We start from the raw sequence: 15,632 nt of genomic DNA, 5'->3' as shown, positions 1-15,632 counted from the left end.
GGTCAGATCATCAGCAGAGAAAATACTTCTTACATTCTGAAGAAAATAATCGGCACCATAATTCTCATAATAAGCATTTAAGCTGGTATCGTAATCGAAGGTTTCATCTGTTCCGAGGGTGCAGTCACCGACAACACTGAGAGTCAGAGAAACAGGAGCGGATATCGCGGTATCAGATGAATCTGTTTCTTGAGAATCTGTGGCAGCTGTTTGGTTACTGTCACCGGATGCGTTCATGGAAACCGCATTTTGGGCAGTGGTCTGTTTGGCCTGCATATAGTTGCTGCATCCCCGAATTCCTGCCAGAATGAGTACAAAAACCAGGATGAAACCTCCAATTCCGGCGGCGATCAGTAGTTTCTGACGTTTTTCCTGATAATACTTTGATTTTTTGTAGATATCTTTTCTGCGGGCAGAAGAGTTTTTGGCAGGAGGCTGTTTTGATTTTGGATGTGAGTTCATATGTGATTCTCGCTTTCTATGTATTTATAGCAATTTCATGATTATGTATTTAACCAAATCGAGTGAGTATTCAGATTCAATTGAGAAAATCTGCCGGACGTCAGCCTGTCCGATTTTTTTCATATGTTCTTTACTTGCTATATTCAGAATTAACAAAATAAAAGAATATTTTATCGATCATATATGAAAAGTATATAGAGAATTCACAGAATCGTCAATAAATAAGTCTTTTCATAAAACCGTATTTTTGTTATAATACTATGACAAAAGGTTACATAAATATTACAGGCAGAGGAATGATATATGTTATATATAGGAAATCACACAAGTTCTTCCAAAGGATACCTGGCAATGGGAAAACAGACACTTGCAAATGGAGGTAATACCTTTGCGTTTTTTACCAGAAATCCAAGAGGTGGAAGGGTAAAGGATATTAATTTGCAGGATGTGCAGGAATTTCTGCAGCTTGCACAGGAGAATCATTTTGGAAAAATAGTAGCGCATGCACCTTATACGATGAATTGTGCCGGAGCGAAGGAGAATCTGAGAGATTTTGCCAGAGAGACAATGGCAGATGATCTGAAACGTCTGGAACTGACTCCGGGAAATTATTATAATTTTCATCCGGGAAACCATGTCGGACAGGGCGCAGAAACTGGTATTGCTAGGATTGCAGAGATTTTGAATGAAGTACTTACAGAAGAACAGAGCACTACAGTACTTCTGGAAACCATGTCAGGAAAAGGCAGTGAAATAGGTCGAAACTTTGATGAACTGCGCCAGATCATTGACAGGGTAGAACGAAAAGATAAGCTGGGTGTCTGTCTTGACACCTGTCATGTCTGGGATGGCGGATATGATATTGTAAATAACCTTGATGGGGTATTTACAGAATTTGACAGTGTGATCGGATTGGACAGATTAAAAGCAATTCATTTGAATGACAGTATGAATGGACTTGGCAGTCACAAAGACCGACATGCGAAGATTGGTGAAGGCGAAATTGGTCTGGAAGCTTTGGTACGTGTGATCAGACATCCTGCCACAAAAGGAATCCCATTTATTCTGGAAACACCGAATGATGATGAGGGATGGACTCGTGAGATTGCACTTCTCAGGAAAGAATACGAGGGAAAATAAAGATGAAAACATTGATTTTTAACGGTTCACCGCGAAAGAACGGTGAGACTGTATATATGATCCGAACTCTGCTGGAAGCCTTGGGTGGAGATTTTAAGGTGGTTGATGCGTATAGGGCAGATATCCGCCCGTGTATAGACTGCAGATGGTGTTTTGACCATGCAGGATGTGCAGTCAGAGATGAATGGCAGGAGATTCTTTCTTATATTGAAGAATGCGATCATATTATTATGGCGTCTCCGGTATATTTTGAGGAAGTTACGGGAATGCTTCTTGCAGTGATGAGCAGACTGCAGACTTATTTCAGTGCCAGATATATTCGCAAAGAGGAGCCTGTTCCGAAGAAGAAAACAGGTGCAGTTCTTCTTGCTGCAGGAAGTATCGGACCGAGGGAAAAAGCGGAAAGCACTTCAGAAATGCTTTTGCGTCAGATGAGCTGTAACAGTCTGGGAACTGTGTATGTGAACCGTACGGATAAAGTGCCGGTGAAAGACAGGGAAGATATTTTGTGTGAAATAAAAGAGCTGGCAGAGAAATTAAAGACTGTGAAAGGATGAGCGAAATGAAGAGAATAAAATACTTTATGATCATGGGAATGCTTCTGGCATCGATTGGACTTGCCGGATGTGGTAAGAAAGCAGAAGATGATATTACAAATAAAGAGATTTATCAGGATGATCTTGAACCATTGACTGAGGATGAACTTAATGAAATGGATGCAGATACTTCTGACGAAGATATGAAACAGATAGAGGAGCCTGATGAAGAGGGCACAGATAGTACAGATACTACAGATGCAACAGAAACTACAGATGAAACTGAGAATTCAGACACATCAGATGCAGCGAAATCTTCAGACAAAAATACAAAGGGTTCTTCTGATAAAACAGACACAGCAAATACAACAAAATCTTCAAAATAATTATAAAGATTAACTGGAAATCATAAAAAGCAGGATAAGATACAAAAGACCATGAAAAAAGCACTCATTTGCGGAGTGCTTTTTTTCGTTGGAAAAGTAATTCTATTTAGAAATTCTATTTGGAAAGAAGATTTTTAAGAAAGAACTTCGTTCTTAAGTTCGCCCCCATTCATAAATGCTTTCGCATTTTCCATAGTAGTTTCAGCGATATTAGTCAGTGCTTCTTTTGTAAAGAATCCCTGATGAGAAGTCATTACTACGTTCGGGAAGGAGAGCAGACGCTGAGTAATGGAACTCTGCAGAATACGCTCAGACATATCCTCGAATACAAAATCAGTTTCCTCTTCATAAACATCCAGTCCAACTGCGGAGAATTTATGATCACGGATTCCGGAGATCAGGTCTTCTGTCTTGATCAGACCGCCGCGGGAAGTATTTACAAGAACTACGCCATCTTTCATCTTGGCGATAGTTTTTTCATTAATGATATGTTTGGTTTCTTCTGTAAGTGGGCAGTGAAGGCTGATGAGATCGCTGGTTGCCAGAAGTTCATCCAGAGATACATATTCCAGATAATCCAGACTCTTGTTCGGGAAAAGATCGTAAGCAATAACTCTCATGCCGAATCCCTTGCAGATTTTTGCCATTGCCTGACCGATTTTACCGGTACCGATGATTCCGGCGGTTTTCTGATAGAAATTGAGACCCATCAGACCACTTAAAGAGAAGTTATTTTCGCGGCATTTGATATATGCTTTATGTGTGTGACGGTTTGCGGTAAGGGCAAGAGCCATGGCATGTTCTGCAACAGCTTCCGGAGAATATCCCGGAACACGCATAACTTTCATTCCAAACTTGTGGGCAGTTTCCAGATCTACATTGTTATAACCTGCGCAGCGCATAAGGACCAGTTTCACACCCTGAGCATTCAGTTCTTCAATGACAGGAGTGCTCAGATCTGCGTTTACAAACGCACAGATTGCCTCATATCCTTTTGCAAGAGAAGCAGTCTCTTCGTGAATATTTGCTTCGGTAAATTTAATTGTAATTCCCGGATAAGAAGGAAGAAGTTTCTCAAAAAATTCCTCGTCGTAGTTTTTTGTGCCATAAAATAAGATTTTCATAAATGTTAGCTCCTCTCTGGCCGTATACCTGTACGATATACTCACCGTGAAAATTGTAATATCAGTGGTTTACAAAATAAATCGAATAATGTTAAAATAATAACAATCTTTTGACGGTTCACATTATAACCGATTTACCCAAAAAAGAAAAGAGTATTTTGGATAAAAATTCTCAAGTATCTATAAAAATACAATTTGACAGAGTATGCAGACACTGTAAATAGGAAGTATATACTATGATTCATTATGAAAAGTATGTACAGAAAGAACAAAAGATATGCGGGATAGCAGAATGTTACAGATAAAAATTTATTTTTTATGTCATTGAAGTATTGAAGGATTTATTATGTTATAGGAACATTACAGAGTAAATGTCTATGATGTAATAAAATATGCTGCTGTCAACAATCATAAAAAATAATGCATTGACAGCAGCATGATCAAGGATCATAGTTATTATTTTCCAAGAGAATAAAGATCTTCATAAAATTCCGGATAGGAAATTTTAACGCAGTCTCCATCTTTAATAGTAAGTGTGCCGTCACAAATTGTTCCGGCTACGGCAAAGGACATAGCGATTCGGTGATCAAGATAAGAATTGATCTCAGCACCATGAAGTGGTTTGCCGCCGTGAATGATCATTCCGTCATCAGTTGGCTGGATATCAGCGCCCATGCGTTTCAGTCCTTCAGTTACTACTGCAATACGGTCAGACTCTTTTACTTTCAGTTCCTGGGCATCTTTAATAATAGTAGTTCCCTCTGCAAAAGCGGCCATAACTGCGATCATCGGGATTTCATCGATCAATGTCGGGATAATCTCGCCTTCAACAGTAGTTCCATGAAGATTGCTTGTACGGATCAGCAGGTCGGCAGTAGGTTCGCCTTCTGTACTTGTATTCAGAAGAGTAATATCAGCGCCCATGGCTTTGCATACACGAAGCATTCCGTCTCTGGTAGGATTGATACCTACATTCTTAAGAAGAATCTCGCTTCCGGGAGTGAGAAGTCCTGCTGCGATGAAGTAAGCAGCAGAAGAAATATCGCCAGGTACTTTAATCTCACGTCCATTCAGTACAGGTTCCGGTTCAATAGAAGCGGTCGTTCCCTGAGAAGTTACGTTTGCGCCAAAATAATTCAGCATGATCTCAGTATGATTTCTGGAAAGTACCGGTTCTGTAACACTGGTGATACCATCTGCATACATGCCTGCCAGAAGCACGCAGGATTTTACCTGTGCAGAAGCAACCGGTGACTGATAATGAGTGGCATGTAAAGGTTTTCCGTTGATACGTAAAGGGGCGCATCCGTTGTCTTTCAGACTTATGATATCAGCACCCATGGAAAGAAGTGGAGTCATGATCCTCTTCATCGGACGGGACTGAATAGAAGCGTCGCCATTTAATTCGCTTGTAAAAGACTGACCTGCCAGAATTCCTGAGATCAGTCTGGTGGTAGTTCCGCTGTTTCCAACATCCAGGATTCCAGATGGAGTGCTGAGTCCATGAAGACCCTTTCCATGGACAAGGATTTCAGAAGCGTTTCTTTCGATATGGATTCCCATTTTCTGAAAACAGGAGATAGTAGAGAGACAGTCTGCTCCTTCCAGAAAATGTGTGATCTTTGTAGTGTCCTGTGCAAGAGAACCGAACATAACTGCACGGTGGGAGATGGATTTGTCACCCGGTACAGTAAGTTCTCCTCTGAGATTTGTTTGTTTTTTTATTTCCATGTTTGATTCCTGCCTGTTTTATAATATTTCTGTATTTCTTTTCGGTTATTCAGCAATCTGCTTTTGACAAAATATTTTCGAAATGAATGTCAAAGGGGGATCTGTTTAGTTTACAGTTTAGCGCTCATAAACAATATAATTTCTCTTCTTGAGAAGTGCGGCACCTTTTTCCATAGAAGTTCCGTCATAGAATTCAATTTTGAGGACACCTTCCTCAAATTCACGGTTATGAATGATACCGATATTCTTAATACTGATCTTCTCCATTGCCAGAATAGTAGCAATTGTAGCGATACCACCAGCTTCATCTGCAATGTCCAGATACAGGACATAAGCTTTTTTTAGCAGACCGTTATCTACCACGTCAATGGAATCACGATAATCCCTGGAATTTGCAAACATCTGATACAGACTCTTGGAGTCCTTATTATCCACAAAACACTTGATCTGCACCAGCAGACGGATGTAGTCATCCAGTACATTGGAAATATTCTGATTATTCTCTACACAGATCTGCTCCCACATAATAGGAGAGGAGGAAGCAATACGCGTAATATCGCGGAAACCTCCGGCTGCAATCGTTTTCATATATTCCTGATCGCTGTCCAGCATATTGACAAGATTTACCAGTGCAGAAGCAATAATATGAGGCAGGTGGCTGACTCCGGCAGTAATGAAATCGTGTTCTTCGCTTGTAAGGACCATCGGGATCGCACCCAGAGAAGAAATCATTTCTGTAAACTCTGTCAGACGTTCCAGTGCAACCTCACCGCCGGGAGTGATGATATAGTAAGCATTCTCGATCAGACGGTCACTGGAAGCTTCGAATCCGGTTTTCTCGGAACCCGCCATCGGATGACCTCCGATAAAACGGGATTCCATTCCCAGACGTTCAACTTCTTTATGGATAATGCCTTTGACACTTCCCACATCTGTGAGGATGGTGTCAGGACCGATATTCTCTTTAAAATATTCCAGATATTTTACATTAAATTCTACAGGAGCACACAGAAAAATATAATCGCAGTTCTTAAAACGTTCATCATGTTCTTCGCACACTGCATCGATCATATTGCTGCTTACAGCTGTGGCAAGTGTTTCTCTATCCTGGTCATAGGCAAGGATTCGGTAATCTTCATGGTATTTTCGGATGGCCTTGGCAATTGATCCGCCAATCAGTCCGAGACCGATAAAACCGATAGTTTTCATAGTGGTTTTTGCATCCTTTCAGGTAACATTATTTGATATAATTCGTGTTACTGGGCGCAGAGCGAACAGTAACTAATTCGTAACTGCAAAAGTACGGAACAGTTACATGATTTCATAATTTACTATTTTAAAGGATATGATTTAAAAAGTCAATTCATACGGGCGCTTTTATACATAAATAATTTAACGTAACAAAGTAAATGTTGTATTGCAGATATTATGATCGCTTTCAGAACTCTTTGACCCGTTTGTAGAAAAGTAATAAGAATATTCATACAATCAACAACGATCATCTTTTACTGATATGTGCATATGAGATAAAATTCACAGTCAAAACCAGTAAAAAATACTGAAAATATATAAAATGCTCATCAATTTACAAGAAGTTCACAAAAAAAGATGTTAAAATTTCATAAAATACTTGAAAAATATAAAAAAATTTAGTAATATATAGCCATATCGTTGCTGCGGACATTACAGGCAGCATAATAAGTTACTGTGAACGAAGTGAACAGTAGCAATTAACAGACAAACAGGGAGGTACGCAACATGGATGTATTTAGAACTGACCGAATTAGAAATATAGTCCTTTTAGGTCATGGGGGCGCTGGCAAGACTACACTGGCAGAATCAATGGCTTACTTAGCAGGAATGACTAACCGTCTCGGAAGAGTAGAAGACGGAAACACAGTCAGCGATTATGACAAAGAAGAGATTAAGAGACATTTTTCCATTTCTACCACATTGATCCCGGTACCGTGGGATAAGGTAAAGATCAATGTGCTGGATACTCCCGGATATTTCGATTTCGTAGGTGAAGTAGAAGAAGCAGTAAGCGCAGCAGATGCAGCGATCATTGTAGTTTCCGGTAAAGCAGGCGTTCAGGTTGGAACACAGAAAGCATGGAACTTATGTGAGAAATATAAACTTCCAAGAATGATCTTTGTTACGGATATGGACGTAGATGATGTCAGCTACCGTAAAGTTGTAGAACAGCTCACAGAGCTCTACGGCAAGAAGATCGCACCACTTCATTTCCCGATCCGTGAAAACGGCAAATTCGTAGGATATGTAAATGTTGTAAAACAGGCAGGACGTAAATACATAGATAAAGGTAAGAAAGAGGAATGTGAGATTCCTGAATATCTGGATGAATATCTGGAGAAATATCATGATATCCTGATGGAATCTGTAGCAGAGACCAGCGAGGAATTTATGGATCGTTATTTCGAAGGTGATACATTCTCAGTAACAGAGGTTTCTGCAGCACTTGCAATGAACGTACAGGAAGCATCTATCGTACCTGTATGCATGGGCTCACCGATCAATCTTCGCGGTGTATCCAACTTACTGGATGATATCTGCGGATATTTCCCGAGCCCGGACAAACGTTCCTGCAACGGAATCGCTCAGAAAACAAATGAGATCTTCGAAGCAAACTACGATTTCACAAAAGCGAAATCTGCATATGTATGGAAAACAATCGCAGACCCGTTCCTCGGCAAATATTCTCTTATTAAAGTATGCTCCGGTGTTATCAAATCTGATGATACTTTAGTAAACGTAGAGAAGGGCGATGAAGAACGTCTGAACAAATTATATGTACTCGAAGGCTCCAAACCGATCGAAGTTCCTGAACTTCATGCCGGTGATATCGGTGCCATTGCCAAATTGAACAGCGTACAGACAGGTGACAGCCTTGCAACAAAGGCAAACCCGATCGTTTATGCGAAATCCGTTATTTCCACACCATATACCTGCAAGAGATTCAAAGCAGTGAAGAAAGGTGATGAAGACAAGATCTCCCAGGCACTGGCTAAGATGATGAGTGAAGATAAGACACTTCGCGTAGTAAATGACAGTGCAAACCGTCAGAGTCTTATCTATGGTATCGGCGACCAGCATCTGGATATCGTTATTAATAAATTGAAAGAACGCTATAAAGTAGACGTAGAACTGAGCAAACCGAAGGTTCCGTTCCGTGAGACTATCCGTAAGAACTCAGACGTTGAAGGCAAACATAAGAAACAGTCCGGCGGACATGGACAGTATGGACATGTTAAGATGCGCTTCGAGCCATCAGGCGATCTGGAGACACCTTATGTATTTGAGCAGGTTGTAGTCGGCGGTGCAGTTCCGAAGAACTACTTCCCGGCAGTTGAGAAAGGTCTGCAGGAATGCGTATTAAAGGGACCTCTGGCTGCATATCCGGTAGTTGGTGTGAAAGCTACACTTTATGATGGATCCTATCATCCGGTAGACTCCTCAGAAATGGCATTCAAGATGGCTACAGTTCTCGCATTCAAGAAAGGCTTCATGGATGCATCACCTGTACTTTTAGAGCCAATCGTATCTATGAAAGTAACAGTTCCGGACAAATATACCGGTGATGTTATGGGTGATCTGAATAAACGCCGTGGTCGTGTTCTTGGCATGAATCCTGATCATCAGGGAAATACGATCATCGAAGCAGATGTACCTCAGCTTGAGATTTATGGATATTCCACAGATCTGCGTTCCATGACAGGCGGAAGTGGAGAATTCTCCTATGAATTTGCACGCTATGAGCAGGCTCCGAACGACATTCAGGCAAAAGAAATCGAAGCAAGAGCCAGCAAGGTGGACAAAGTCGACGAATAAAAAAATAATAAGAGTAAATGTAATTACTGATCGAGCAGTAATTTGTGTCAGCGCTATGAATTAAGATGTAATGTATAAGAAATAAGAGAGGCAGGACATTTTGCAGAAATGTGAGATGTCCTGTTTCTTTGCGTTAAAATCTAAAAAAGAGCCATTTTTACCGCAAAAACCGCCAATACTGCGAAACGTTACATTGACAAACCGCCTCTGTTGAATTAAAATAAATTTTTAGATACAACAAAATGTTGGAGGAAGCATAGAGATGAAATACTTGTTTAAAAAGATCGAGCCTAAGTGGCAGGCGAAATGGGAAGAAAGCAAAGTCTTCGAAGCCAAAGATAACAGTGACAAACCTAAATTCTATGGCTTAGTAGAGTTTCCATATCCAAGTGGTGCAGGTATGCACGTTGGACATATCAAAGCATATTCCAGTCTGGAGGTTATTTCCAGAAAACGTCGTATGGAGGGATATAATGTACTTTTTCCGATCGGATTTGATGCATTCGGTCTCCCTACAGAGAACTACGCAGTAAAAACCGGAACACATCCACGTATCATCACAGATGAGAATATCAAGAGATTCTCCAACCAGTTAAAGAAAGTTGGATTCTCTTTTGACTGGAACCGTGTGATCGACACAACAGATGAAGATTATTACAAATGGACACAGTGGATCTTTCTGAAAATGTTCGAGAAAGGTCTTGTATTCAGAGACAGAACACTGGTTAACTACTGCCCGCACTGTAAAGTAGTCCTTTCCAATGAGGACAGCCAGGGTGGTAAATGTGATATCTGCCACAGTGAAGTTGTTCAGAAATCCAAAGATGTATGGTATTTAAGAATCACTCAGTATGCAGATAAACTTCTGGAAGGTCTGAAAGATGTAGATTATCCGGATAATGTAAAACAGCAGCAGATCCACTGGATCGGTAAATCCAAAGGTGCTTTCGTTAATTTTGATGTTGACGGAATCGACGAGAAACTTGAAATTTATACAACCAGACCGGACACCCTGTTTGGTGTAACTTTCATGGTAATCGCACCGGAGCATCCGATCATTGACAAATATGCAGACAAAGTTACAAACATGGACGAGATCGTTGCATATCGTAATGAGTGTGCAAAGAAGACAGAATTCGAGAGAACTCAGCTTGTAAAAGATAAAACAGGTGTTAGAATCCAGGGACTTGAAGGTATCAATCCGGTTAACGGAAAGAAAATCCCGATCTATATTGCAGATTATGTAATGATGGGATATGGTACAGGCGCCATCATGGCGGTACCGGCTCATGACCAGCGTGACTATGATTTTGCTAAGAAATTTGGCATCGATATTATCGAAGTTATCAAAGGTGGTGACATCTCCAAAGAAGCTTACACAGGCGACGGCGAGATGGTAAACTCTGAATTCCTGAATGGATATACAAAGAAGAAAGATTCTATCGAGCGTATGCTGGAAGAACTGGAGAAGAAAGGTATTGGTAAAGCCGGTGTTCAGTATAAGATGAAAGACTGGGCATTCAACCGTCAGAGATACTGGGGCGAGCCGATCCCGCTTATCCACTGCCCGAACTGTGGTGTTGTAGCAGTTCCGGAAAACGAACTTCCACTGCGCCTGCCGGATGTCAAAGACTTTGAGCCAGGTGAAGATGGACAGTCTCCACTTGCCAAGATTGATTCTTTCGTAAATTGCACATGCCCGAAATGTGGTGCAGCAGCAAAACGTGAGACAGATACCATGCCTCAGTGGGCCGGATCTTCCTGGTATTTCTTAAGATACACAGATCCGCACAACACAAACGCACTGGCAGACATGGACAAACTGAAATACTGGATGCCTGTTGACTGGTACAACGGTGGTATGGAGCATGTTACCAGACATATGATCTACTCCAGATTCTGGCATCATTTCCTGTATGACCTTGGTGTGGTAAATACACCGGAACCATACGCAAAACGTTCCATCCAGGGACTTATCCTCGGACCGGACGGAGAGAAGATGAGTAAATCCAAAGGTAACGTTGTTGACCCGCTGGATATCGTAGAAGAATACGGTGCAGATACACTTCGTACTTATGTACTGTTCATGGGTGACTACGGCGCAGCAACTCCATGGAGCGACAGCTCTGTAAAAGGCTGCAAAAAGTTCCTTGACCGTGTTGCAGGCCTGACAGATATCCTTTCCGAAGAATCCGTATCTGATGAACTGGAGATGAAACTCCACCGTACTATCAAGAAAGTTTCTTCTGATATCGAGAACCTGAAGTTCAACACAGCGATCGCCAGCCTGATGGCACTCCTCAACGAGATTACTGCAGAAGGACACTTAAGCAAAGATGATCTTACCATTTTCATCAAGCTTCTCAGCCCGTTTGCACCACATATTTGCGAAGAAATCTGGGAATTCATCGGAGGAGAAGGCTTACTGGCAGTTTCCGAATGGCCGAAATATGACGAAGGCAAGACCATTGCCAAGACAGTTGAGATCGGTGTACAGGTAAACGGTAAAGTAAGAGGAACCATCGTAATCCCGAACGGATGCGAGAAAGAAAAAGCATTTGAGATCGCTAAGGCAGATGAGAGAGTTGCATCCTTCCTGGAAGGAAAGAACCTCATCAAAGAGATCTATGTACCGAACAAGATCGTAAACTTTGTTGCGAAATAATAGAATAGAACAGCAGAAATTGCTGCGCAGGCAGTAATAGTAAGCAGTAAAAAAGGACGCAGAAAGAAGCGGAGAACGTTTCTGGCTGCGTCCTTTTTAGTGAAAATTTAACTAAGTCAAGTAAGCGTATTGTTTTGATTACGAATATCCGTTTGATTGTCTTGTGAAATATTTTGCTGAAAACGGTGTGGATAGTAGCTATATGGATTGGAGAGATACAATTACATATTTGCGTTACTTGCACAAATAACTGGTTTGTTGTAGTATTATGCTTAAATAAATCGAAAGGATTCGACATTGTTCGACATAAAACTATGATGAACGATCAGATGAAAAATGCAATAGAAAATATAAAAACAGTCTGCACAGAAGAGAACCTCTGGCAGGCAATTATCATATTTCAGAATTATCCTTTTTATACAGCATCCGGACTTCCGTTTCATTACACGTTGAAAACCGGACGAAACGGCGAACTGACCAGAAAACCCGAAACATACTGTGCGAATTTATTTGATTAGCATAAATTAAGTTTGCGAAGCAGACATCAGATTATTCAGGCAGCTGCTTACTGACATGATGGAAAGTCAGCGTAAACACGATTCCCTTAACAATGGAAGAGATCGTGATAGCCCACCATACACCATTCAATCCCATTCCTGCATGTGTCAGGATCATTGCCAGCGGAATTCGTGAGCCTGTCAGGATCACACTGATCGTACTGGATAATCTGGTACGTCCAAGTCCGGATAATGCGCCGACTGTCATCAGTTCAATAGACATAAAGACTTCACTGAATCCGATAATGACCAGATAATTGACAGCAGTATCCAGCGCTTCTTTTTCGTGGAAAAATAACCTGGCAATTGGCTCCGGAAGAAAGACAAAAGCTGCAGTGACAAACAGGCCCCAAATTGTAAGAACGCGAAATGACAGACTGTAACCTTTACGGATACGGTCTTTTTTTCGTGCCCCGTAGTTTTGGGCAATAAAAGCATTCAATGCTGAAGCAAAACCATCTGCAGTATTCCAGGATACGGATTCAATCTGTCCGCCAACACGCTGCGTTGCAATAGCGGCAGCACCATAGCCGGAAACCATACGGGTCAGGACCATGGAGATGAAACAGTAAATGCTTCCCTGTATAGCTGTGGGAAAACCGATTCTGAAGATGTGCTTATAATATTCTTTTGGAAAAACAGACAGCAGATTCAGATGCTGTAAAACATTTGGCTCCAGTCTGGAATGGCGGATACGCAGAACCATCACCACGAAAACCAGGATCTGCGAACTTACTGTTGCAACAGCGGCTCCGACAACTTCCAGTCGTGGAAAAGGTCCTACACCAAGGATCAGCAGCGGATCCAGGATCATATTTCCCGCAAGCCCGATGAAGTTTGCGAGAAGGGGAGTGCGGGAATCTCCCTGAGCAGTAGAAAGACCGGTCAGTGTCAGATTCAGGTAAGAAAAAAGGATCAATCCGCAGGTGATCAACGTGTAGGATTTGGCTGCGATATAAGTTTCTGTGTCTGTAAGATTAAAAAATCCCAGTAGAGGATGAATAAAAATAATACAGACAGCCGCAAACAAAATGCCAAAAAGCGCAGTGATCTGCAGGGAACTGGCAGCATAAGAACGTGCCTGGTCGTAATCTTTACGCCCGCATGCCTGGGCAGTATTTACCTGTCCGCCCATTCTTGGCAGGGATGCGAGTCCCTGGGAGAGCCAGACGTACATTCCGCCGACTCCCACGCCCGCAACCGCTTTTGCACCAAGCAGTCCGATCCATGCCATATCCATAATACTGTAAGCGGTTCCCAGCATAGAAGAAACCATGATAGGCAGAGCAAGCTCTGCCAGAGTTTTCAGGATCGGACCGGAAGTCAGATCCACAGTTTTTGCTTTACTCATTTGTAATAACCTTTTGCGCACCAATAAATGACATCTTAATTAAATCAAGTAAGTCTTTTGTTTCAATTGCGAATATTCGACTGACATAATTGGATGACTGATTTCTTATTTCAAAAATCACTTGTTGGCGTCGCTTGCCCCATTTATTATAATACTTTCGTAGTCCATTTACTGCAGTCCCATATCTGAGAAACCACATCGCGGTAAAACTCCGGTTCATGGCAGATCAGGAGAATACTTCCCTTATATTCGATCAGAGCCTGCTTCAAAGCTTCTTTGGCATCCACATCCAGGTGGTTGGTAGGCTCGTCCAGAAGCAGGATATTTGTTTCTTTGTTTACCAGTTTGCACAGACGCACCTTTGCCTGTTCACCACCGCTCAATACACGCACCTGGCTCTCGATATGCTTGGTAGTAAGCCCGCATTTTGCAAGAGCGGACCGTACTTCATACTGAGTATAAGACGGAAATTCCGCCCAGATCTCATCAATACAGGTAGTTTTGTTGTCTCCTTTTACTTCCTGTTCAAAGTATCCGATCTGAAGATTCTCTCCAAGTTCGCAGGAACCCTTTAAGGACGGGATCAGGCCGAGAATACTTTTTAATAAAGTAGTTTTACCGATACCATTGGCACCGACCAGTGCAATCTTATTGCCTCTTTCCATAGAGAGAGTAACAGGTTTGGAAAGCGGCTCATTGTAACCGATAACCAGATCTTTTGTCTCAAAAATATATTTGCCAGGAGTACGGCCATATTTAAAATGAAACTCCGGCTTCGGCTTCTCGGCAGCAAGCTCGATCACATCCATCTTATCCAGCTTCTTCTGTCTGGACATTGCCATATTTCTGGTAGAAACACGGGCTTTATTTCTGGCAACGAAATCTTTCAGCTCGCTGATTTCCTGCTGCTGGCGCCTGTAAGCAGCCTCAAGCTGAGCTTTTTTTACTTCATAAACTTCCTGGAAATGGTCATAATCACCGACATAACGGTTTAACTCCTGATTCTCCATATGATAAACCAGATTAATAACAGAATTCAGGAATGGAATATCATGGGAAATAAGGATAAATGCATTCTCATAATCCTGCAGATAACGTTTCAGCCATTCAATATGTTCCTCATCCAGATAGTTGGTAGGCTCATCCAGAAGAAGAATATCCGGTTTTTCCAGAAGCAGCCTGCCAAGCAGAACTTTGGTTCTCTGACCACCGCTCAGATCTGTAACATCACGCTCCAGTCCGATGTCAAGAAGTCCCAGTGCACGGGCAACTTCTTCCACTTTCGCATCAATTACATAGAAATCATGCATGGTAAGCGTATCCTGAATCGTTCCCAGTTCCTCCATCAGAGTATCCATCTCTTCTGGAGAAGCGGTACCAAGAGAATCACAGATCTCGTTCATTCGTTCCTCCATCTCAAAGAGATAAGAGAATGCAGACTTCAGCACATCACGGATAGACATCCCCTGAGAGAGGACAGAATGCTGATCCAGATAACCTACACGTACATTCTTCGCCCACTCAATCTTACCTTCATCCGGCATCAGTTTTCCGGTTACAATATTAAAGAAAGTAGATTTACCTTCTCCGTTGGCACCAACCAGTCCAATATGCTCGCCTTTTAACAGACGAAAAGACACATCATTAAAAATCGCCCGGTCCCCGAAGCCATGTGTCAGATGTTCAACATTTAAAATGCTCATAAAAAGAAATTCTCCTTTAATTGTTTGTATTGTTTATAATTATTCAGCATATGAAGATTCAAAAATCCATTGTCGAAAATGACTTTCCATGGATTTTGATTGATTTTTATGTGAAAGCTGTTGCCTGT

At 41.7% G+C, this 15,632-nt stretch carries 11 protein-coding genes and 1 pseudogene; 6 read left to right on the top strand and 6 right to left on the bottom strand.

Going from position 1 to position 15,632, the window contains the following annotated elements:
* Window positions 1–462 (bottom strand): annotated as a pseudogene (locus ACTNES_RS07755) (CapA family protein); the annotation flags it as partial.
* A 303-nt stretch (window positions 463–765) separates the two neighbouring features.
* Between ACTNES_RS07755 and ACTNES_RS07750 the strand changes: the two are divergent.
* Genes ACTNES_RS07750 through ACTNES_RS07740 form a run of 3 tightly spaced genes read left to right on the top strand, consistent with a single transcriptional unit; the run spans window position 766 to window position 2,524 of the window.
* Window positions 766–1,602, top strand: a complete 837-nt coding sequence (locus tag ACTNES_RS07750; RefSeq protein ID WP_441039066.1) for a deoxyribonuclease IV — start codon at window positions 766–768, stop codon at window positions 1,600–1,602.
* A 2-nt stretch (window positions 1,603–1,604) separates the two neighbouring features.
* Window positions 1,605–2,159 carry a flavodoxin family protein gene (locus ACTNES_RS07745; RefSeq protein WP_216459325.1) on the top strand — a complete coding sequence of 185 codons (555 nt, stop codon included), beginning with the start codon at window positions 1,605–1,607 and terminating at the stop codon, window positions 2,157–2,159.
* A 5-nt stretch (window positions 2,160–2,164) separates the two neighbouring features.
* Entirely contained in the window at window positions 2,165–2,524 is a 360-nt protein-coding gene (locus ACTNES_RS07740; protein WP_300334484.1) for a hypothetical protein, read from the top strand.
* A gap of 134 nt (window positions 2,525–2,658) precedes the next feature.
* On the opposite strand, the gene ACTNES_RS07735 is transcribed toward ACTNES_RS07740, so the two are convergent.
* From ACTNES_RS07735 to ACTNES_RS07725, 3 genes are all read right to left on the bottom strand, one after another.
* Window positions 2,659–3,648: a 2-hydroxyacid dehydrogenase gene (locus ACTNES_RS07735; protein WP_441039065.1), complete on the bottom strand. Its 990-nt coding sequence runs from the start codon at window positions 3,646–3,648 to the stop codon at window positions 2,659–2,661.
* Window positions 3,649–4,104: 456 nt separating this feature from the next.
* Window positions 4,105–5,379, bottom strand: coding sequence for a 3-phosphoshikimate 1-carboxyvinyltransferase (aroA, locus tag ACTNES_RS07730; RefSeq protein ID WP_320813503.1), 1,275 nt, complete (start codon window positions 5,377–5,379; stop codon window positions 4,105–4,107).
* A 117-nt stretch (window positions 5,380–5,496) separates the two neighbouring features.
* Window positions 5,497–6,588 (bottom strand): prephenate dehydrogenase, encoded by a 1,092-nt coding sequence (locus ACTNES_RS07725; RefSeq protein WP_291811218.1) that lies wholly within the window; start codon window positions 6,586–6,588, stop codon window positions 5,497–5,499.
* A gap of 549 nt (window positions 6,589–7,137) precedes the next feature.
* On the opposite strand from ACTNES_RS07725, the gene ACTNES_RS07720 reads away from it, so the two are divergent.
* From ACTNES_RS07720 to ACTNES_RS07710, 3 genes are all read left to right on the top strand, one after another.
* Window positions 7,138–9,228 (top strand): elongation factor G, encoded by a 2,091-nt coding sequence (locus tag ACTNES_RS07720; protein ID WP_300334479.1) that lies wholly within the window; start codon window positions 7,138–7,140, stop codon window positions 9,226–9,228.
* Between the two features lie 262 nt (window positions 9,229–9,490).
* A complete protein-coding gene (gene leuS / locus ACTNES_RS07715; RefSeq protein WP_291811212.1) occupies window positions 9,491–11,893 on the top strand; it encodes a leucine--tRNA ligase in 2,403 nt (800 codons plus the stop codon).
* 329 nt (window positions 11,894–12,222) lie between these two features.
* Window positions 12,223–12,411 carry a hypothetical protein gene (locus tag ACTNES_RS07710; RefSeq protein WP_291803770.1) on the top strand — a complete coding sequence of 63 codons (189 nt, stop codon included), beginning with the start codon at window positions 12,223–12,225 and terminating at the stop codon, window positions 12,409–12,411.
* Between the two features lie 31 nt (window positions 12,412–12,442).
* On the opposite strand, the gene ACTNES_RS07705 is transcribed toward ACTNES_RS07710, so the two are convergent.
* The gene (locus ACTNES_RS07705) at window positions 12,443–13,801 is read right to left on the bottom strand and encodes an MATE family efflux transporter (protein ID WP_441039064.1); all 1,359 of its coding nucleotides are present in this window, start codon (window positions 13,799–13,801) and stop codon (window positions 12,443–12,445) included.
* A 146-nt stretch (window positions 13,802–13,947) separates the two neighbouring features.
* Window positions 13,948–15,504: an ABC-F family ATP-binding cassette domain-containing protein gene (locus ACTNES_RS07700; protein ID WP_291816627.1), complete on the bottom strand. Its 1,557-nt coding sequence runs from the start codon at window positions 15,502–15,504 to the stop codon at window positions 13,948–13,950.
* Window positions 15,505–15,632: the final 128 nt, after the last annotated feature.

The sequence above is a fragment of the Blautia sp. HCP3S3_D9 genome (assembly GCF_052063845.1).
GTDB lineage: Bacteria > Bacillota > Clostridia > Lachnospirales > Lachnospiraceae > Blautia_A.
Note: the sequence above shows the minus strand (reverse complement) of the source record. Positions and strands in the feature narration are given on the sequence as shown.